The sequence below is a fragment of the Actinomadura latina NBRC 106108 genome (assembly GCF_001552195.1).
In the GTDB taxonomy this organism is placed as follows: domain Bacteria; phylum Actinomycetota; class Actinomycetes; order Streptosporangiales; family Streptosporangiaceae; genus Spirillospora; species Spirillospora latina.
Genome location: NZ_BCQS01000003.1, coordinates 71,536 through 86,690, shown reverse-complemented (window position 1 = coordinate 86,690; position 15,155 = coordinate 71,536). Strand labels below are relative to the sequence as shown.

The 15,155-nt window shown below is 70.5% G+C and carries 10 protein-coding genes; 6 read left to right on the top strand and 4 right to left on the bottom strand.

The genetic code is table 11. The features are described 5' to 3' along the window. Positions 1-48: 48 nt before the first annotated feature. A complete protein-coding gene (locus tag AL2_RS01085; RefSeq protein WP_067628207.1) occupies positions 49-816 on the top strand; it encodes a deoxyribonuclease IV in 768 nt (255 codons plus the stop codon). Between the two features lie 176 nt (positions 817-992). After that, entirely contained in the window at positions 993-1,370 is a 378-nt protein-coding gene (locus tag AL2_RS01080; RefSeq protein ID WP_067628204.1) for a DUF4190 domain-containing protein, read from the top strand. Positions 1,371-1,375: 5 nt separating this feature from the next. On the opposite strand, the gene AL2_RS01075 is transcribed toward AL2_RS01080, so the two are convergent. After that, the gene (locus AL2_RS01075; RefSeq protein ID WP_067628202.1) at positions 1,376-1,843 is read right to left on the bottom strand and encodes a barstar family protein; all 468 of its coding nucleotides are present in this window, start codon (positions 1,841-1,843) and stop codon (positions 1,376-1,378) included. A gap of 95 nt (positions 1,844-1,938) precedes the next feature. Between AL2_RS01075 and AL2_RS01070 the strand changes: the two genes are divergently transcribed. Beyond that, positions 1,939-2,865 (top strand): MerR family transcriptional regulator, encoded by a 927-nt coding sequence (locus tag AL2_RS01070; protein ID WP_067628199.1) that lies wholly within the window; start codon positions 1,939-1,941, stop codon positions 2,863-2,865. An 11-nt stretch (positions 2,866-2,876) separates the two neighbouring features. Here AL2_RS01070 and AL2_RS39685 read toward each other — a convergent pair whose 3' ends face one another. The 3 genes from AL2_RS39685 to AL2_RS01055 form a co-directional block, all read right to left on the bottom strand. Further along, positions 2,877-4,322 carry a glycosyltransferase family 87 protein gene (locus AL2_RS39685; RefSeq protein WP_281181555.1) on the bottom strand — a complete coding sequence of 482 codons (1,446 nt, stop codon included), beginning with the start codon at positions 4,320-4,322 and terminating at the stop codon, positions 2,877-2,879. A 104-nt stretch (positions 4,323-4,426) separates the two neighbouring features. Further along, positions 4,427-6,583 (bottom strand): transglycosylase domain-containing protein, encoded by a 2,157-nt coding sequence (locus tag AL2_RS01060; protein WP_245666353.1) that lies wholly within the window; start codon positions 6,581-6,583, stop codon positions 4,427-4,429. 733 nt (positions 6,584-7,316) lie between these two features. Beyond that, positions 7,317-9,584, bottom strand: a complete 2,268-nt coding sequence (locus AL2_RS01055) for a transglycosylase domain-containing protein (protein ID WP_067628190.1) — start codon at positions 9,582-9,584, stop codon at positions 7,317-7,319. Between the two features lie 1,832 nt (positions 9,585-11,416). Here AL2_RS01055 and AL2_RS01050 point away from each other — a divergent pair. The 3 genes from AL2_RS01050 to AL2_RS01040 all read left to right on the top strand — a co-directional run bounded on the left by AL2_RS01050 (position 11,417) and on the right by AL2_RS01040 (position 15,152). After that, complete coding sequence (locus AL2_RS01050; RefSeq protein ID WP_067628187.1) at positions 11,417-12,040, top strand: PadR family transcriptional regulator; 624 nt, start codon at positions 11,417-11,419, stop codon at positions 12,038-12,040. Between the two features lie 66 nt (positions 12,041-12,106). Further along, positions 12,107-13,186 carry an inositol-3-phosphate synthase gene (locus AL2_RS01045; RefSeq protein ID WP_067628184.1) on the top strand — a complete coding sequence of 360 codons (1,080 nt, stop codon included), beginning with the start codon at positions 12,107-12,109 and terminating at the stop codon, positions 13,184-13,186. A 181-nt stretch (positions 13,187-13,367) separates the two neighbouring features. Continuing rightward, positions 13,368-15,152: an ABC transporter substrate-binding protein gene (locus tag AL2_RS01040; protein WP_245666243.1), complete on the top strand. Its 1,785-nt coding sequence runs from the start codon at positions 13,368-13,370 to the stop codon at positions 15,150-15,152. Positions 15,153-15,155: the final 3 nt, after the last annotated feature.

Below are 15,155 nucleotides of genomic sequence, written 5' to 3'. Positions count from 1 at the left end.
CCCCACTCGGCGGCTCGGGTGTCGTAGGGCGCGGATAGGCTCGGGGGCATGCGCATCGGAGCCCATGTCGACCAGCACAATCCGCTCGACAACGCCCGCGCGGTCGGGGCGGACGTCGTCCAGTTCTTCCTGGGCGATCCGCAGGGCTGGAAGAAGCCCGTCCTGCCGGAGGGCGTCGAGGCGCTGGCGGATTCCGATGTCGATGTGTACGTGCACGCGCCGTACACGATCAATGTGGCGACGTCCAACAACCGGATCCGCATCCCGAGCCGCAAGAACCTCACCCAGCAACTGGAGGCGGCCGCGTCCATCGGGGCCAAGGCGCTGATCGTGCACGGCGGGCACGTGCTGAAGGACGACGATCCCGAGGCGGGCTTCGAGAACTGGCGGAAGGTGTTCGAGCGGGTCGAGTGTCCGATTCCGGTCTACATCGAGAACACGGCCGGCGGCGGGAACGCCATGGCGCGGAAGTTCGACCGCATCGCGCGGCTGTGGGAGGTGCTGTCGGGCGTCCCGGGGCTGGAGTCCAAGCTCGGTTTCTGCCTCGACACATGCCATGCGCACGCGGCGGGGGAGGAACTCGTCGACGCCGTCGACCGCATCAAGGCCATAACCGGCCGCGTCGACCTGGTGCACTGCAATGACAGCCGGGACGCCTTCGGGTCGGGCGCCGACCGGCACGCCAACCTGGGCAATGGCAGCATCGACCCGGAGCTGATCCTGGGCGTGGTCAGGGCCGCGGGCGCTCCGGTCGTGGTGGAGACGCCGGCGGACGGGCAGGCCGGCGACATCTCCTGGTTGCGTTCGAAGCTCTGACGAAGCAGAGTCGAGGGCGTCACTGGAACCCGCATCGCGTGCGCTGCATCTAACCGGCATGCGACCAGCCTGACGACGCACATCAGAAGGTCACGTCACACTGGCATAATCCGGAACCAGCCTCAGCGCACGAGCGTTCTCTCCGGCGGCGGGCGCGCGAACCGATCGGGAAGCACATGGCACAGCCCCCTTACGACCCCTACGGATACGGGCAGCAGGATCCGTACGCCCAGTCCTACTCCCAGCCCCCGGCGGTGCAGCACCACTACTACGGGGGGTCGATGCCGGTCGTCCCGCCCACGAACGGGATGGCGACCGCGTCGCTGGTGTGCGGGCTCATCGGCTTCTTCGCGTGCGGCGTGACGTCCGTCCTGGCGATCATCTTCGGGCACGTCTCGCTGAGCCAGATCAAGCGGACCGGCGAGGGCGGCCACGGCATGGCCGTCACCGGTCTCATCCTCGGTTATCTGATCAGCGCGGGCTGGCTGATCGTCCTGGTCTTCTACATCCTGGGGATCGCGATGTTCGCCGCGAGCAGCGGCACCACGTACTGACCCGTTCAGACGAGCCTGGGGACGCCCGCCACCTCCACTCCCACGCTGGCCATCAGCACCGTTATGGGGGTGGGGGTGTCTTGCCACGTCTTGACCGCGTCCCCGAACACGTCGAGCACGACCTTCAGCGCCTTCTGGTCGGTGTCCGCCAGCTCCGCCCACGACTCGTACAGCACCAGGTAGCCGTTCTTCGCGGGCGTCCACGACAGGTCTTTCAGGCAGCCGGCGAGGTCGTCCCAGTCGCCGTCGGCCAGCGCCGGAACCTCGAAGACGCCGGCGCACAGCCGCAGGAACGCGCCCTTGTCGCGGGCGCGGCGGCCGTCGAGGTGGAAGCCGCGCCATCCTGACTCCGCGGCCCGCTCCGTCCAGCTCGCGTCGCCGATCGCGCCCGGTACCGGAGGCGTCCGCCACTGGTAGACGCCCGGCTCGAGCCGCCCCGCGAGCAGCGCGTCCAGTGCTTGGTTCGCGTCCACGTCCCCTCCCGTTCCCGCGTCCCCGCGACCCGTTCCCCGCGCGAGGCGGCCGAACGGTTGAGTCTCTAGTGGGTGGAGGGCGCAGGGTGAGGGGCATGGACGGCGGCACCTTGTACACGATCGGGGAACTGGCGCGGCGCACCGGGCTTTCGGTGCGGACGATCCGGTTCTACTCCGATGAAGGTGTCGTGCCGCCCACCTGCCGCACCGAAGCCGGCTACCGGCTGTACGGCGCGGACGCCGCCGCGCGCCTCGACCTCGTGCGGACGCTGCGGGATCTCGGCGTCGACCTCGGCACGATCCAGCGGGTGCTGTCCCGCGAGATCGGCGTCGGGGAGGTCGCGGAGGCGCACGCGGAAGCACTGGACGTGCAGATCCGGACGCTCAGGCTGCGCCGGGCCGTGCTGCGGGCGGTGGCGAAACGCGGATCCACCCCGGAGGAGATCGAAATCATGCACAAGCTCGCCCGGCTGTCCGACGAGGAGCGCCGGCGGATCATCACCGACTTCATCGACGAGTCGTTCGCCGGGCTCGACGTCGACCCCGGCTTCGAGGCCAAGATGCGGTCCGCACTGCCGGAACTGCCCGACGACCCCGAACCCGAGCAGGTCGACGCCTGGGTCGAGCTGGCCGAGCTGGTCGGCGACCCCGACTTCCGGGCGGCGGTGCGGCGGATGGCCGAGTTCCAGGCCGCCGACATCCAGAAGGGCGCCTATCCGGAGGACCCGGCGCGGCTCGGCCAGTTGACGGGGGAGAAGGCCGCGGCGGCGATCGCGGACGGGATCGAGCCCCGTTCGGACGCGGCCCGTCCCATCGTCGACGAGCTGGTGGCCGCCTACGCGGAGGCCTTCGGCGCCTCGGACGGCCCGGAGTTCCGCCGCGAGCTGCGGCGGCGGACGGAGATCGGCACCGATCGGCGCGCGGAACGGTACTGGCAGCTGATCGCCGTCATCAACGGCTGGCCGGTCTGGCCCGCGATGACTCCGTCGTTCGAATGGTTCGCCGAAGCCCTGCGCGACTAGGCCCTGCGTGATTAGGACGCCACGGGAACCACGGCGCGGCGCGCGCGGCGGGCGCCGCGCCAGCGGCCCAGGGAGATGACGTCCGCGGCGCCGTCGAGCACACCGCCCGCCGGGTCGTCCTCCCCGTCCGCCCGGACGACGTCGTCCGACGGCCGCAGGATGTCCCACACCACGAGCGCGGCCAGCAGGAGGACGGTCGCGAAGCGGGCGAGCAGGGCCAGGCCGTAGACGTCCTGGCTGATGCCGCCCTCCGGCGCGTCCAGGCTGAACACCGCCGACATCGTGTCGGACAGGTTCGCGCCTTGCGTCTGGCCCGACACCGACAGCAGGAACCACCAGATCCCGAAGAAGTAGATGATCTCCCCGAGCTGCCACGCGACGAACGCGGGCAGCTTCGGGCGGGCCATCGCCGCGAGCGGCAGCAGCCACAGCACGTACTGCGGCGACCAGACCTTGTTCGGCAGCATGAACGCGACCAGCACCAGGAACATGAGCTGCGCCAGCCGCGGGCGCCGCGGCGCGGCGAGCGCGAGGACGGCGATGCCGGCGGCGAGGACGAGGAACGTCCCGGTGCCGAGGAGGTTGAGCAGTCCGGTGTCGGCGGCGGGCTTCTCCAGCCCGTGGTTCTGCAGGACGAAGAAGATCGATCCCCAGTCGATGCCGCGCTGCTGGCTGAAGGTGTAGAACTCCTTCCAGCCGTCCCACGCAAAGATCATCACGGGCAGGTTGACGAGCAGCCAGGCTCCGGCCGTGCCGGCGAGCAGCCGTCCCATCGCGCGCCACTGCCCGGCGCGGACGCACAGCAGGACGAGCGGGCCGAGGAACAGCAGCGGGTAGAACTTCGCGGCGATCGCCAGCCCGAGCATTGCGCCCGCGAGCGCCGGGCGGCGCGCCGACCAGGCGGCGACCGCGAGCGCGGACAGCGCGACGGCGAGCAGGTCCCAGTTGATGTACGCGGTGAGCAGCAGCGCGGGGGACAGCGCCACCATCAGGCCGGCGCGCAGCGAACGCCGCCCCGCCGCGTACGCGGTGGCGAGCACGGCCACGACCGCCAGGGCGGCGAGGAGCAGCACGGTGACGTCGTAGAACGCGATCCCGCGCGCGTCCACCCCGAACGGCCGGACGAGCCACGCGACCAGCTGCATGAAGCCGCCGCTGAGCACCGGGTACTCGACGTAGTGGATGTCGGACCCGGTGAGCGCGTCGAAGTACGGGACCTTGCCGTCGCTCAGCCCCCGCACGTAGTAGAGCGGGTAGATGTCGGTGTAGCAGGCGTTCGTCGTCGTCTTGATGAAGTCGAACCGCACCGACGCGCAGGGCTGTTTCTGCAGCCAGCCGAGCAGGCACACGAGGGCGGTGAGGCCCGTCAGCACCGGTGCGAGCCGCATCAGCCGGCCGCGGGGGTCCGCCGTGTCGCTGCCGGCGGACATCGCGAGCCTCTCAGAAGACGACGACATGGACAGCAAGACTATGCGCCGCAGGCCACGTCCTGATCACAAGGACGACCCGGAGCCGCCGCTGGCCCCGGGCCGTCCTCACGATGCCGGCCTTGCGATGCCGACTAGGCGCCGCCGGGCCCCCCGGGATCCTGGTTCCGGCAGGCGGGGTCGTTGCGATGCTCGGGTTTCGCGCACCACCAGGACTTGTCGCCGTTCGGCGGCAGGTTCGGGTCGCAGCCGAGCGGCATGTTGAACTCGTTGCAGGGCTGCCCCTGTCCAGGCGGCAGCGTCGGCGTGTTCGCCGGCGTCGGCGTGTTCGAACGGCAGCCCGGCTGCGGGTTCGGCTGCCCCGGACGGCAGTTCGGCGAGTTCGTCGGGCTCGGCGTGGCCGACGGGGACGGCGTCGGCTTCGCCTTCGCCCACGGGGCGACCTCGCCGCCGTTGACGGGCGGCGGGAACTGCCTGATCTCCTTGCCCTCCAGCGCCTTCAGCATGAACCGCTTGAAGAGGTCGGCCGGGACCGTGCCACCGTAGACCTGGTTGTAGCCGCCGACACCGACCAGCGACTTGCGCTTGCCGTTCTTGTCCTGCCGCCACATCGCCGCCGCGGTAGCGAGCTCCGGCGTGTACCCGACGAACCACGCGGAGTTGTTCTCCTCCGCGGTACCGGTCTTGCCGGCCACCGGACGGGCGCCGAGGCTGGCGCGCGTACCGGTACCGGACTGGACGACCGCGCGCATCGCCGCGGTGGCGTCCGCCGCGACGCCCTCGGAGAAGGCCGTCGTGGGCGTCTCCCAGGGGAGCTTCTTCAGCGACTTGTTCTCGTTGTTCACGATGGTGTGCCCGTTGGCGTCGACGATCTTCGCGATCACGTGGGCCTTGCGGTGCTTGCCGCCGGCGGCGAACGTCGAGTAGACGGAGGCCATCGTGACCGCGCTCGCGTCGATGACGCCCAGCGGCAGCGAGGTGTAGGTCGGGTCGAGGCCCGGAGTCTCCCCTGGGATGCCCATCTTCTTGGCCATGTCGATGACGTTCGACAGCTGGACCTTCTGCCCCAGGTCGACGTAGGCCGTGTTGATGGAGTGCTCCGTCATCTGCTTGAGGTTGTAGACGCCGTTCTCCGACCGGTTGTCGTTGGTGAACGGGTGGCCGTTGATGACCCGCTTGTAGCTGCCGTCCATCGTCGTCTTCAGGCTGATGCCCTGGTCGAGCGCGGTGGCCAGCACGATCGGCTTGAACGACGAACCCGGCTGCACCTTGCCCTGGAACGAGTTGTTGAACGGATGCTTCGCGTAGCCGGGTCCGCCGTAGGCGGCGACCACCCCGCCCGTCCTCGGGTCGACGGCCGCGAGCCCGAACCAGATGTCCGACTTGAGCCCGTTCTCCTTCTTGACCTGCTCGACGAGCTTGTTGGTGTAGGCCTGCAGCCCCTGGTTGAAGGTGGTCGTGATGCGCAGACCGCCGGTCTCCAGCCTCTGCTCGTCGATGCCGAGATCCTTCAGCTCGGCGAGGACGCGGTCCTGGAGGTAGCCGGTGTTCGGGTCGCTCGGGGCGTCGCTCCAGTTCTTCTGCGTCTGCGGGAACTTCGCCGCCGCGCGCTTGTTCTGGTCGAGCCAGCCCTGCTCGACCATCCCGTCGAGGACGTAGTTCCAGCGGTTGATCAGCGCCTGCTTCGCAGGGTTCTTCGCCGAGCCGTAGGTCACGAAGTAGCCCGGCCGCTGGATCAACGCGGCGAGCATCGCCGCCTCCGACTCGTTGATCTCGGTGACCGGCTTGTGGAAGTAGGCGCGGGACGCCGCCTGGATCCCGTATGACCGGCGCCCGAACGGGACGGTGTTGAGGTACAGCTCAAGGATCTTCTTCTTGTCCATCTCCTTGCCCATCCGGATGGAGATCAGGATTTCCTTGAACTTCCGGCTGACCGTGCGGTCCCGGCTGAGGTTGGCCCAGTAGTTGCGGGCCAGCTGCTGGGTGATCGTCGACGCGCCCGCCACCTCACCGCCCGTCAGGGCCCGGAACGTCGCGCCCGCGATGCCGGTCGGCGAGATGCCGGGCTCGCTGTAGAACTTGCGGTCCTCCGCCGCGAGCACCGCGTTCTGGACGAACTCCGGGACCTCCTTGAGCGCGATGTCCTCGCGGTGGGTGCCGACCCGGGCGAGCGTCGCCCCGTTCGCGTAGGTGATCTTGGACTCCTGGCGGAGCGCGTCCTGCTGCGCCTTGGTGGGGAGCGGGGTGTTGGCGTAGGCGACCACGACGAGCGTCGCCATGCCCAGGATCATCACGCTGACGATCGCGACCGAGATCTTCCAGGACGGGACGTACCGCCGCCAGCCGGTCTTCCTGTCCGGGTCGTCGGCGCGCTTCTCGCGGCGTCCGCGTCCCTCTTCGCCCCAGAAGCCGCCCCCGCCACCGGACCCGCCACCGGGACTCCGGCCGCCGGGACCGCCGGGGCCTCCCGGACCGCCGGGGCCACCTGGACCACCCGGGCCTCCCGGACCGCCTGGACGGCCGCCGGGGCCGCCCGGACCGCCCGCGCCATAACGCGGCGGGGGCCCGCCCGGACCCGAGGGCGAGGCCGCGGGCGTGCCTCGGCGCCGCCCGCCGCCGGGGGCGCCCACCCGCGCGGGCCCGCCGGGCTTGCCTCCGCTCCTGCCGCCGCCGGGCCGCGGCGTCCTGCCGGGCGCCGGCGGGCCGGGCGGCCCACCGCGTTGCCCGCCGGACGGCATGCCCGCGGAACCGGGACGGGGGGAGCCCCGCCGGCCAGCACTCTCTCCGTGGTCCGGTCCGTATCGGCTTGGGTTACTCACGCGGCCTCATCAACTGGGGGACGGCTATGCGTCGTCCGAGAGTACTGCGCCCCTGATGCAGGGGAGGCCGATGAGGCGCGGCTGCCCTTCATCCGGCCGGACGGGATCACTCGATCGGGGCCGCTGGCGTGCGGCAATTGGCGAACATGCTTCATGTCACACCCCCAAGTTCCAGTGGACGGTTCGGGTGGCAGTGGCGGGCGGTTCATTCCGGCGGCCTCGCCAGTCGGGTCAGAGGCGCGAGACTCTCCGTCTGGGCGTTGCGGCCGCCCCCTCGGTTCCGGCAGGCCGGATCGCCCTGGTGGATCTGGCACCACCACCGGGGCGGGGGGTTGCTCGGCGGCTTGTTCGGGTCGCAGGTACCGTCCGAGAACGGCGACTGGCACGGCGGCCCATTCCCCGTGTCGCCGCCGCCTCCGTTGCCCTGGCAGCGCGGGTGCTGCTTGAGGATCGGGTTGTTGCACCACGGCGGCCTGCGGTCGTCCTTCTTCTTCTCCGGCGGCTTCGCCCACTTCTGCACGATCCCGCCCCACGCCGGCGGCGGGAACGCCTTCGCGTCCACGCCCTGCAGCGCGTTCGACATGTAGGACCGCCAGATGCGGGCGGGGATCGTGCCGCCCTGCACCTCGCCGATCTGCGGCAGGATCACCGACTTCTTCTTCCCGTCCGGGCCGGTCGCGTCGTTGTAGATGGTCACCGCGGTCGAGATCTGCGGGACGTATCCGACGAACCACGACGAGACGTTCCGGTCGGTGGTACCGGTCTTGCCGGCCGCCTGGCGTCCGTCCGGGAGCGCCGCCGCCGTCGCGGTGCCGCCCTTGATGACCTGCTGCATCGCGTACGTGGCGTCGGCGGCGACCTTCGGGTCGAACACCCGGCGCTTCTCGACCTTCGGCTTCAGCCGGGGCCTCTTGTTGTCGCTATACCTGACCACGCGGATGACGTGCGGCTGGTGGTACACCCCGCCGTTGGCGAACACCGCGTAGCCCGCCGCCTGCTCGATCGGGCGGATGTTGTTGACGCCCAGCGCCAGGTTCAGGCAGCACTTGTGCGGCTCGAGGAGGTCGGGCGCGATACCGGCGTCCGTCTCCGTCTTCATCACCTCTTCGATGCCGACCTTGCCCATCAGCTGGATGAACGCGGTGTTCACCGAGTCCTCCGTCGCGGTGATCAGGTTGATCGCCGGACCCACGTCATGGCTGTTCGGGACGATCGTCGCCTTCGGATCGTCCTTCGAGGTCACGCTGCCGTCCGGGGCGATCGGCGTCTTCGACCGTCCCTCGACCATGCTCTTCAGGCTGTAGTTCTGCTTCAGCGCCGTCGCCAGCACGTACGGCTTCATCGCCGACCCCGCCTGCGCCGAGCCCTGCCACACGTTGTTGAACGACTGATCCAGGTAGTCCGGCCCGCCGTAGAAGGCCACGACCTCGCCGTTCGCCGTGTTCACCGACACCAGCCCGACGCGGATCTTCTTCTTCGCGAGCTTCTTCGGGTTCACCTGCGGGACGGTCTTCTCGGCCGCCTTCTTGGCCATCGCCATCCGCTTGCGGTCGAACGTCGTGTAGACGCGCAGGCCCTCCGTCGTCAGCTCCTTGCGGTCGAGACCCTGCCGGCTGAGCTCCTCCATGGCGCGCGTCAGCATGTAGCCGCGCTGGCCTCCGTACAGCTGCCTGTCAGAGCCCGGCCTGCTGATCTTGGGCAGCCGCTGCATGTACTTGCCGGCGTCGGCCTGGCTCAGCTTGCCCATCGCGACCATGCCCTTGAGCGTGTACTGGTACCGCCCGGTCACCCACGCCTGGCTCTCCTTGGCGCCCGGATCCCGGTTCGGGTTCTGGATGATGCCGCCGAGGACGGCCGCCTGGTCGGGCGTCAGCTCCCACACGTTCTTGCCGAAGTACTCCCGGGACGCCGCCTGGATGCCGTACGTGTCGCGGCCGAAGTAGATCGTGTTCAGGTAGAGCTTGAGGATCTCGTCCTTGGTGAACTTGTCCTCCAGCTTCACCGAGATGAACAGCTCCTTGAACTTCCGGTTCACCGTCCGGTTGTTCGGGTCGGAGTAGTAGTTCTTCGCCAGCTGCTGGGTGATCGTGGAACCGCCGCCGGACCCGCCGGTCAGGTTGTCCCACACCGCCCGCGTGGTGCCCTTGACCGAGAACCCGGGGTCGGTGCGGAAGCTGCGGTTCTCCGCCGCCAGCACCGCGTTCTGGACGTACGGCGGGATCTGTTTCAGCTCGACGCTCTGCCGCTTCTTGCCGATCCGCCCGATCTCGGTGCCGTCGGTGTAGTAGAAGATCGACGCCTGGTCCTCGACTCCGGCGACCGTCGGCTCCGCGGGCGTCGGCGTGTTCGAGTAGGCGACCCAGATCAGCGTGACGAACGCCGCGATGCCGAGACCGCTGACGCCCGCCATCACCTTCCAGGACGGGATGAACCGCCGCCATCCCGTCTCCCGGGACCGCAGGTGCCCGAGCACGCCCTTCTTCTTCGGCGCCCCCGGTGGCCTCCCAGGCCCACCGGGTCCACCCGGCCCACCCGGTCTTCCGGGGCCGCCAGGACCACCGGGACCACCGGGACCGCCGGGACCACCAAGTGCGGGCGCCCCGGACCGGTGCGCCGCGCGGACACCCTTGCTCCTGAACCTCGCGGTCAGCTTCGCCCCGAGTTCCTGCCCGGTCTTCCCGAGTTCCTCGAGCTTCTCCCGCACGCCCGGCTTGGGCGCCGCCCGGAACCCGGCCGCCCCGGCGCCGGCCATCCCCGCCGCGCCCATACCCGCCGCGCCCATCCCAGGCGCGCCCATCCCAGGCGCGCCGGGCCCGCTCAATGCCGGCGGCCCGCCGGGGACCCCGCCCATCCCGGCCGCATAGGGCATGCCACCCGCGGGAGGGCCGGCCGGACCACCATTGCCGAATCCACCGGGCGCACCGCCAGGGACGCCCGTCCGCCCGCCGGGTACCGCCGCGCCACCGGGTACCGCCGCGCCACCGGGTACCGCCGTGCCACCGGGCGCGGGCGTCCGGGGAGCACCGGGGCCGCCCGCCGCAAACGGTCCGCCGGGGGCGGCGTGCCCGTCGGGGCGCATCGCGCCAGGGCCTCCGGGCCCGTGCGCGGCCTGGCCGCCCGCGCCACCAGGGGCGCCGTGCCCGCCGTGCGCAGCCCCGGGAGGCGGCGCGAAGCCACCAGGTGCGGATTGCCCACCGGCGCCCGGAGTCCCGGAGCCGCTGGGGCGGTTCCATGCGCCGGGTCCGTCCGGCACGGCGGGCCCGACCGAGGTCGACGCGGCCTGCCCGCCGGGCGCGCCGGGGACGCCCGGTGTCGCGCCGGGGACGCCCGGTGTGAAGTGCGCGCCCGGTGCGGCGGAGCCGCCGGCGGTGCGTCCGCCCCCACCCAGGGGATCCGACGTGCCGCCCGGCGGGAACTGGCCGCTCGGCGCGGGCCGGCTCGCGGGGAAGCCCTGGCCCAGCGGGTCGCCCGGGGGCGTGGACCCCGGGGCGGCGTGGCGGCCGGAGGAGCGGGGCGGCGCCGGCGGGATCACGGGAGTCGGCGGGATCGCGGGTGTCGGCGCCGTCCGGGCGGGGCCGCCCGGGACGGCCTGGCCGCCCGCGAAGCCGGCGTCCGATGTTCCCTGGACGTCAGGGTTCTGTGGCTCACCGGGCTCGTTCTGGGCACCCGGACGTGCGGAGTCGCCGGGACGGGGGTTCTGCTGCCCGCCCGGCCTCTGCGACCCGGGTTCCGGTCGGGGCTGGCTTGGATTACTCACGCGACCTCATCAACAGGGGACAACGGGTGTTGCCAGGGGCCCGGGGCGGCCCCCGGCCCTTGTTGCGACTCGTGCGCCGTCCGAAGAGTACTGTGCGGGCTGGTGAGCGGGGGGAGCGCATGCACAGCTGATGCCCGACCCGGCTGGTCAACGCCCCCGCCGATGAAAACGGCCGGGTGGATCCTCCTTGGTCGTCCGCCGTCCGGGGCGCTGCTCCCCATGGCCGAAGGCGCTCGACATGGCCGGGTGGTTCCAGTCGCCACTTTGGCATACTTCGGCCCCATACACCCTGGATTCGCCGTATTCGGCGTCCCACCTCGACGATCTCGCCACCCGCCCGGCGGACGTTCGTCCCCGCGCGGAGGGTAGCGGGCTGCAGCGGTCACGCCCTCCAGTACGCCTCCCCGCCCGCCGGGGCTCGATCCGGGAGTTCTGGACGTCCACTTGCCAGGACGGGACCCTGTACGTATCTTGTCGATGTATCGAGTCGATACATTCACTCGATACATCGGATCGAGACATCGGCTTCTGCGGAAAGAGGGAACCGGATGGCGGCCAGGAAGGGCGCGGGCGTGCTGGAGCTCGCCGTGCTCGGGCTGCTGCACGAGGCCCCCATGCACGGCTACGAGCTGCGCAAGCGGCTCAACGCACTGCTCGGCATGTTCCGGGCGTTCTCCTACGGATCCCTCTACCCGTGCCTGAAGCAGCTTCTCGCGGACGGGATGATCGTCGAAGACCGTTCGGACGAGGAGAACACGCCGCTGGCACTGCAGAGCCGCCGGTCGAAGATCGTTTACAAGCTCACCGCCGACGGCAAGGAGCGCCTCCAGCGGCTCCTGACCGAGGCCGGCCCGGCGGCGTGGGAGGACGAGGGGTTCGGCGTGCACTTCGCCTTCTTCTCGCACACCCGCGCCGACGTCCGGCTGCGGATCCTCGAGGGCCGGCGCAGCCGGCTGGAGGAGCGGCTGGAGAGCGTCCGGGCCGCGCTCGCCCGGACCCGCGAGCGGGTCGACTCCTACACCCTGGAGCTGCAGAACCACGGGCTGGAGTCGGTCGAGCGCGAGGTCAGGTGGCTCAACGAGCTCATCGGGCGCGAGCGGGCCGAGCAGGAACAGCAAGCACTGTCAGCTAAACGAATTGACCAGGACATGCCTCGGGACGAGGGCCGCTGAGCGGCGACCCGGCGCCCTCGGGGGCGGGTGAAACCACATGTTCCGCAAGAGAGAAGGAGCAACCGGATGGGTTCGGTGCGCGTAGCCATCGTGGGTGTGGGCAACTGCGCCTCTTCACTCGTCCAGGGTGTCGAGTTCTACAAGGACGCGGCCCCCGAGACACGAGTCCCCGGCCTGATGCACGTCCAGTTCGGTGATTACCACGTGGGCGACGTGGAGTTCGTCGCGGCGTTCGACGTGGACGCCAAGAAGGTCGGGATGGACCTGTCCGAGGCCATCCACGCCAGCGAGAACAACACCATCAAGTTCGCCGACGTGCCGCCGACCGGCATCACGGTCCAGCGCGGCCACACCTTCGACGGCCTGGGCGAGTACTACCTGAACATGGTCGACGAGTCCGACGCCGAGCCGGTGGACGTGGTGCAGACGCTGAAGGACGCCGAAGTGGACGTCCTGGTGTCGTACCTGCCGGTGGGCTCGGAGGAGGCCGACCGCTTCTACGCCCAGTGCGCGATCGACGCCAAGGTCGCGTTCGTGAACGCGCTGCCGGTGTTCATCGCCAGCGACCCCGAGTGGGCGCAGAAGTTCACCGACGCCGGCGTCCCGATCGTCGGCGACGACATCAAGTCGCAGGTCGGCGCGACCATCACGCACCGCGTCATGGCCCGGCTGTTCGAGGACCGCGGTGTCGAGCTGCTGCGCACGTACCAGCTCAACGTCGGCGGCAACATGGACTTCATGAACATGCTGGAGCGCAAGCGGCTCCAGTCCAAGAAGATCTCCAAGACGCAGTCGGTCACCTCGCAGATCCCGCACGAGATGGCGAAGGCGGACGTGCACATCGGCCCGTCCGACCACGTGCCGTGGCTGGACGACCGCAAGCTGGCCTTCGTCCGGCTGGAGGGCAAGTCGTTCGGCGACACGCCCCTCAACCTGGAGTACAAGCTGGAGGTCTGGGACTCCCCGAACTCCGCCGGCGTGATCATCGACGCGGTCCGCGCCGCGAAGATCGCCAAGGACCGCGGCATCGGCGGCCCGATCCTGTCGGCGTCCTCCTACTTCATGAAGTCGCCGCCGGAGCAGTACAACGACGACCAGGCGCACGACGCGGTGGAGAAGTTCATCCGCGGCGAAGTCGAGCGCTGAGCGCTCGCTGAGAGTCTGATCACAAAGTCTCCCAGGGACGCCCTGACAGTGGACATCCACTGTCAGGGCGTCCTTACTTCTGGAGAGAAAACGGTGATGTACCGGCCCTTTGTCACTCTCTGGCCCTACTGTGACACTGCCGGTGACTGTGCGCCAAGGTCCGAGTGTTCGAGGTGAGAACGTGGCGGCACGCGAGATGTTCAAGGTGACGGTGGGGCTGACGGGGCTGACGGGGCTGGTGGTGGGCCTCGCCGGATGCGCGGGGGGAGGTGACGACGCCTCGGCGGGCCAGGGCCGCGACGGCGGGACGCTGCGGATCATCGGGTCGTCCGACGTCGAGCACCTCGACCCCACGTCCGTGTCGAGCGTCGGCGCGTACGGGCTCGCCCGCACGTTCGCCCGGACGCTGTTCGGGACGCGGGCGTCCAACGACTTCCAGGAGACGGTCCCCGTCCGGCCGGACGTCGCGCAGCGGATCCCCACCCGGGAGAACGGCGACATCGGCAAGGACCGGCGCACCTACACGGTGCGGCTGCGCGACGGCGCCCGGTGGAACACGAAGCCGCCGCGTCCGGTGACCGCGCACGACTTCGTCCGCGGCTTCGAGCGGCTCTGCAACCCGGCGTCGCCGTCCGCGGGCAAGGGCTACTTCACCTCCACGCTCAAGGGCATGGACGAATTCTGCCGCGGCTACGCCGACGTCGACGCCAAGGACCCGGCGGCGATGGCGGCCTACCAGCGCGACCACGGGTTCGAGGGCGTCCGCGCCAAGGACGACCGGACGATCGTGTTCGAACTCCGCCGCCCCGCGAGCGACTTCCTCAACCTGCTGACGCTGCCGTACACCGCCGCCGCGCCGAAGGAGTACGACGCCTACGTCCCGGACGGCCCGCAACTCCGCCGGCACACGATCTCGGACGGCCCGTACCAGATCACCGAGTACCGTCCCGGCATGTCGTACCTGCTCACGCACAACCCGGCGTGGCAGGCCGCCGGCGACCCGCTGCGCGAGCGGCACGTCGCGAAGATCCGGATCACACTCGGGCAGGACTCGCCCGAGGCCGTCCAGCAGCAGATCGAGCAGGGCACCGCCGACCTCGCGTGGGACCAGCCCGTCCCGACGTCCGCGATCTCCCGGCTCCGCGACGACCCGCGGTTCGCGATCAGGGAGACGCCGAACAACAGCCCGTACCTGGTGTTCAACACGCGCAGCCCGAACAACGGCGGCGCGCTCGGCAGGCGGGAGGTCCGGCAGGCGCTGGAGTACGCGATCGACCGCAGCGCGCTCATCAAGATCGTCGGCGGGCCGTCGGTGGCGCGGCCGCTGCACACGGTGATCCCGCCCGGGAACTCCGGATACTCGGCCATCAACCACTACCCGACGCCCGGCGAGTCAGGCGATCCCGCCAAATGCCGCGAGCTGCTCGGCACGACGGGCCGCGCCAAGCTCACGCTGAAGTTCCCGTACCGGACGAACAGCGTCCACAAGCTCATCGCGCAGTCCATCGCCGAGAACCTCGACGCCTGCGGGGTCGACACCGAGCTCATCGCCGACTCCGGCGGCTCCTTCTACGCCGGCACCCTCGGCACGCCGGCGCGCGCCGCCGCCGGCGACTGGGACGTCGCCGCCCCCGGCTGGGTGCCCGACTGGTACGGCAACAACGGCCGCTCGATCATCCAGCCGCTCTTCGACGGCCGCACCTACGGGCAGAACTCCACCAACTACGGCGGCTACGACAACCCCCAGGTCAACGGCCTCATCGACGCGGCCCTCACCGCGCCCGACGCCGAGCACGCCGCCGGCTACTGGCAGCAGGCCGACCAGAAGATCATGGAGGACGCGGCGATCGTCCCGCTCCTCGACCGCGCCCAGACGCTCTTCTGCTCCTCCCGCGTCCGCGACGCCCGCTACCTGCCGACCACCGCCGGCTACGACTACACGCGGCTCTGGCTGAGCGGCGGCTGAGCG

Bases quoted from the DNA above. Each gene is read 5' to 3' on its own strand.
- AL2_RS01085 (WP_067628207.1), top strand. From the start codon at position 49: ATGCGCATCGGAGCCCATGTCGACCAGCACAATCCGCTCGACAACGCC.
- AL2_RS01080 (WP_067628204.1), top strand. From the start codon at position 993: ATGGCACAGCCCCCTTACGACCCCTACGGATACGGGCAGCAGGATCCG.
- AL2_RS01070 (WP_067628199.1), top strand. From the start codon at position 1,939: ATGGACGGCGGCACCTTGTACACGATCGGGGAACTGGCGCGGCGCACC.
- AL2_RS39685 (WP_281181555.1), bottom strand. From the start codon at position 4,322: ATGTCGTCGTCTTCTGAGAGGCTCGCGATGTCCGCCGGCAGCGACACG.
- AL2_RS01060 (WP_245666353.1), bottom strand. From the start codon at position 6,583: ATGATCCTGGGCATGGCGACGCTCGTCGTGGTCGCCTACGCCAACACC.
- AL2_RS01050 (WP_067628187.1), top strand. From the start codon at position 11,417: ATGGCGGCCAGGAAGGGCGCGGGCGTGCTGGAGCTCGCCGTGCTCGGG.
- AL2_RS01045 (WP_067628184.1), top strand. From the start codon at position 12,107: ATGGGTTCGGTGCGCGTAGCCATCGTGGGTGTGGGCAACTGCGCCTCT.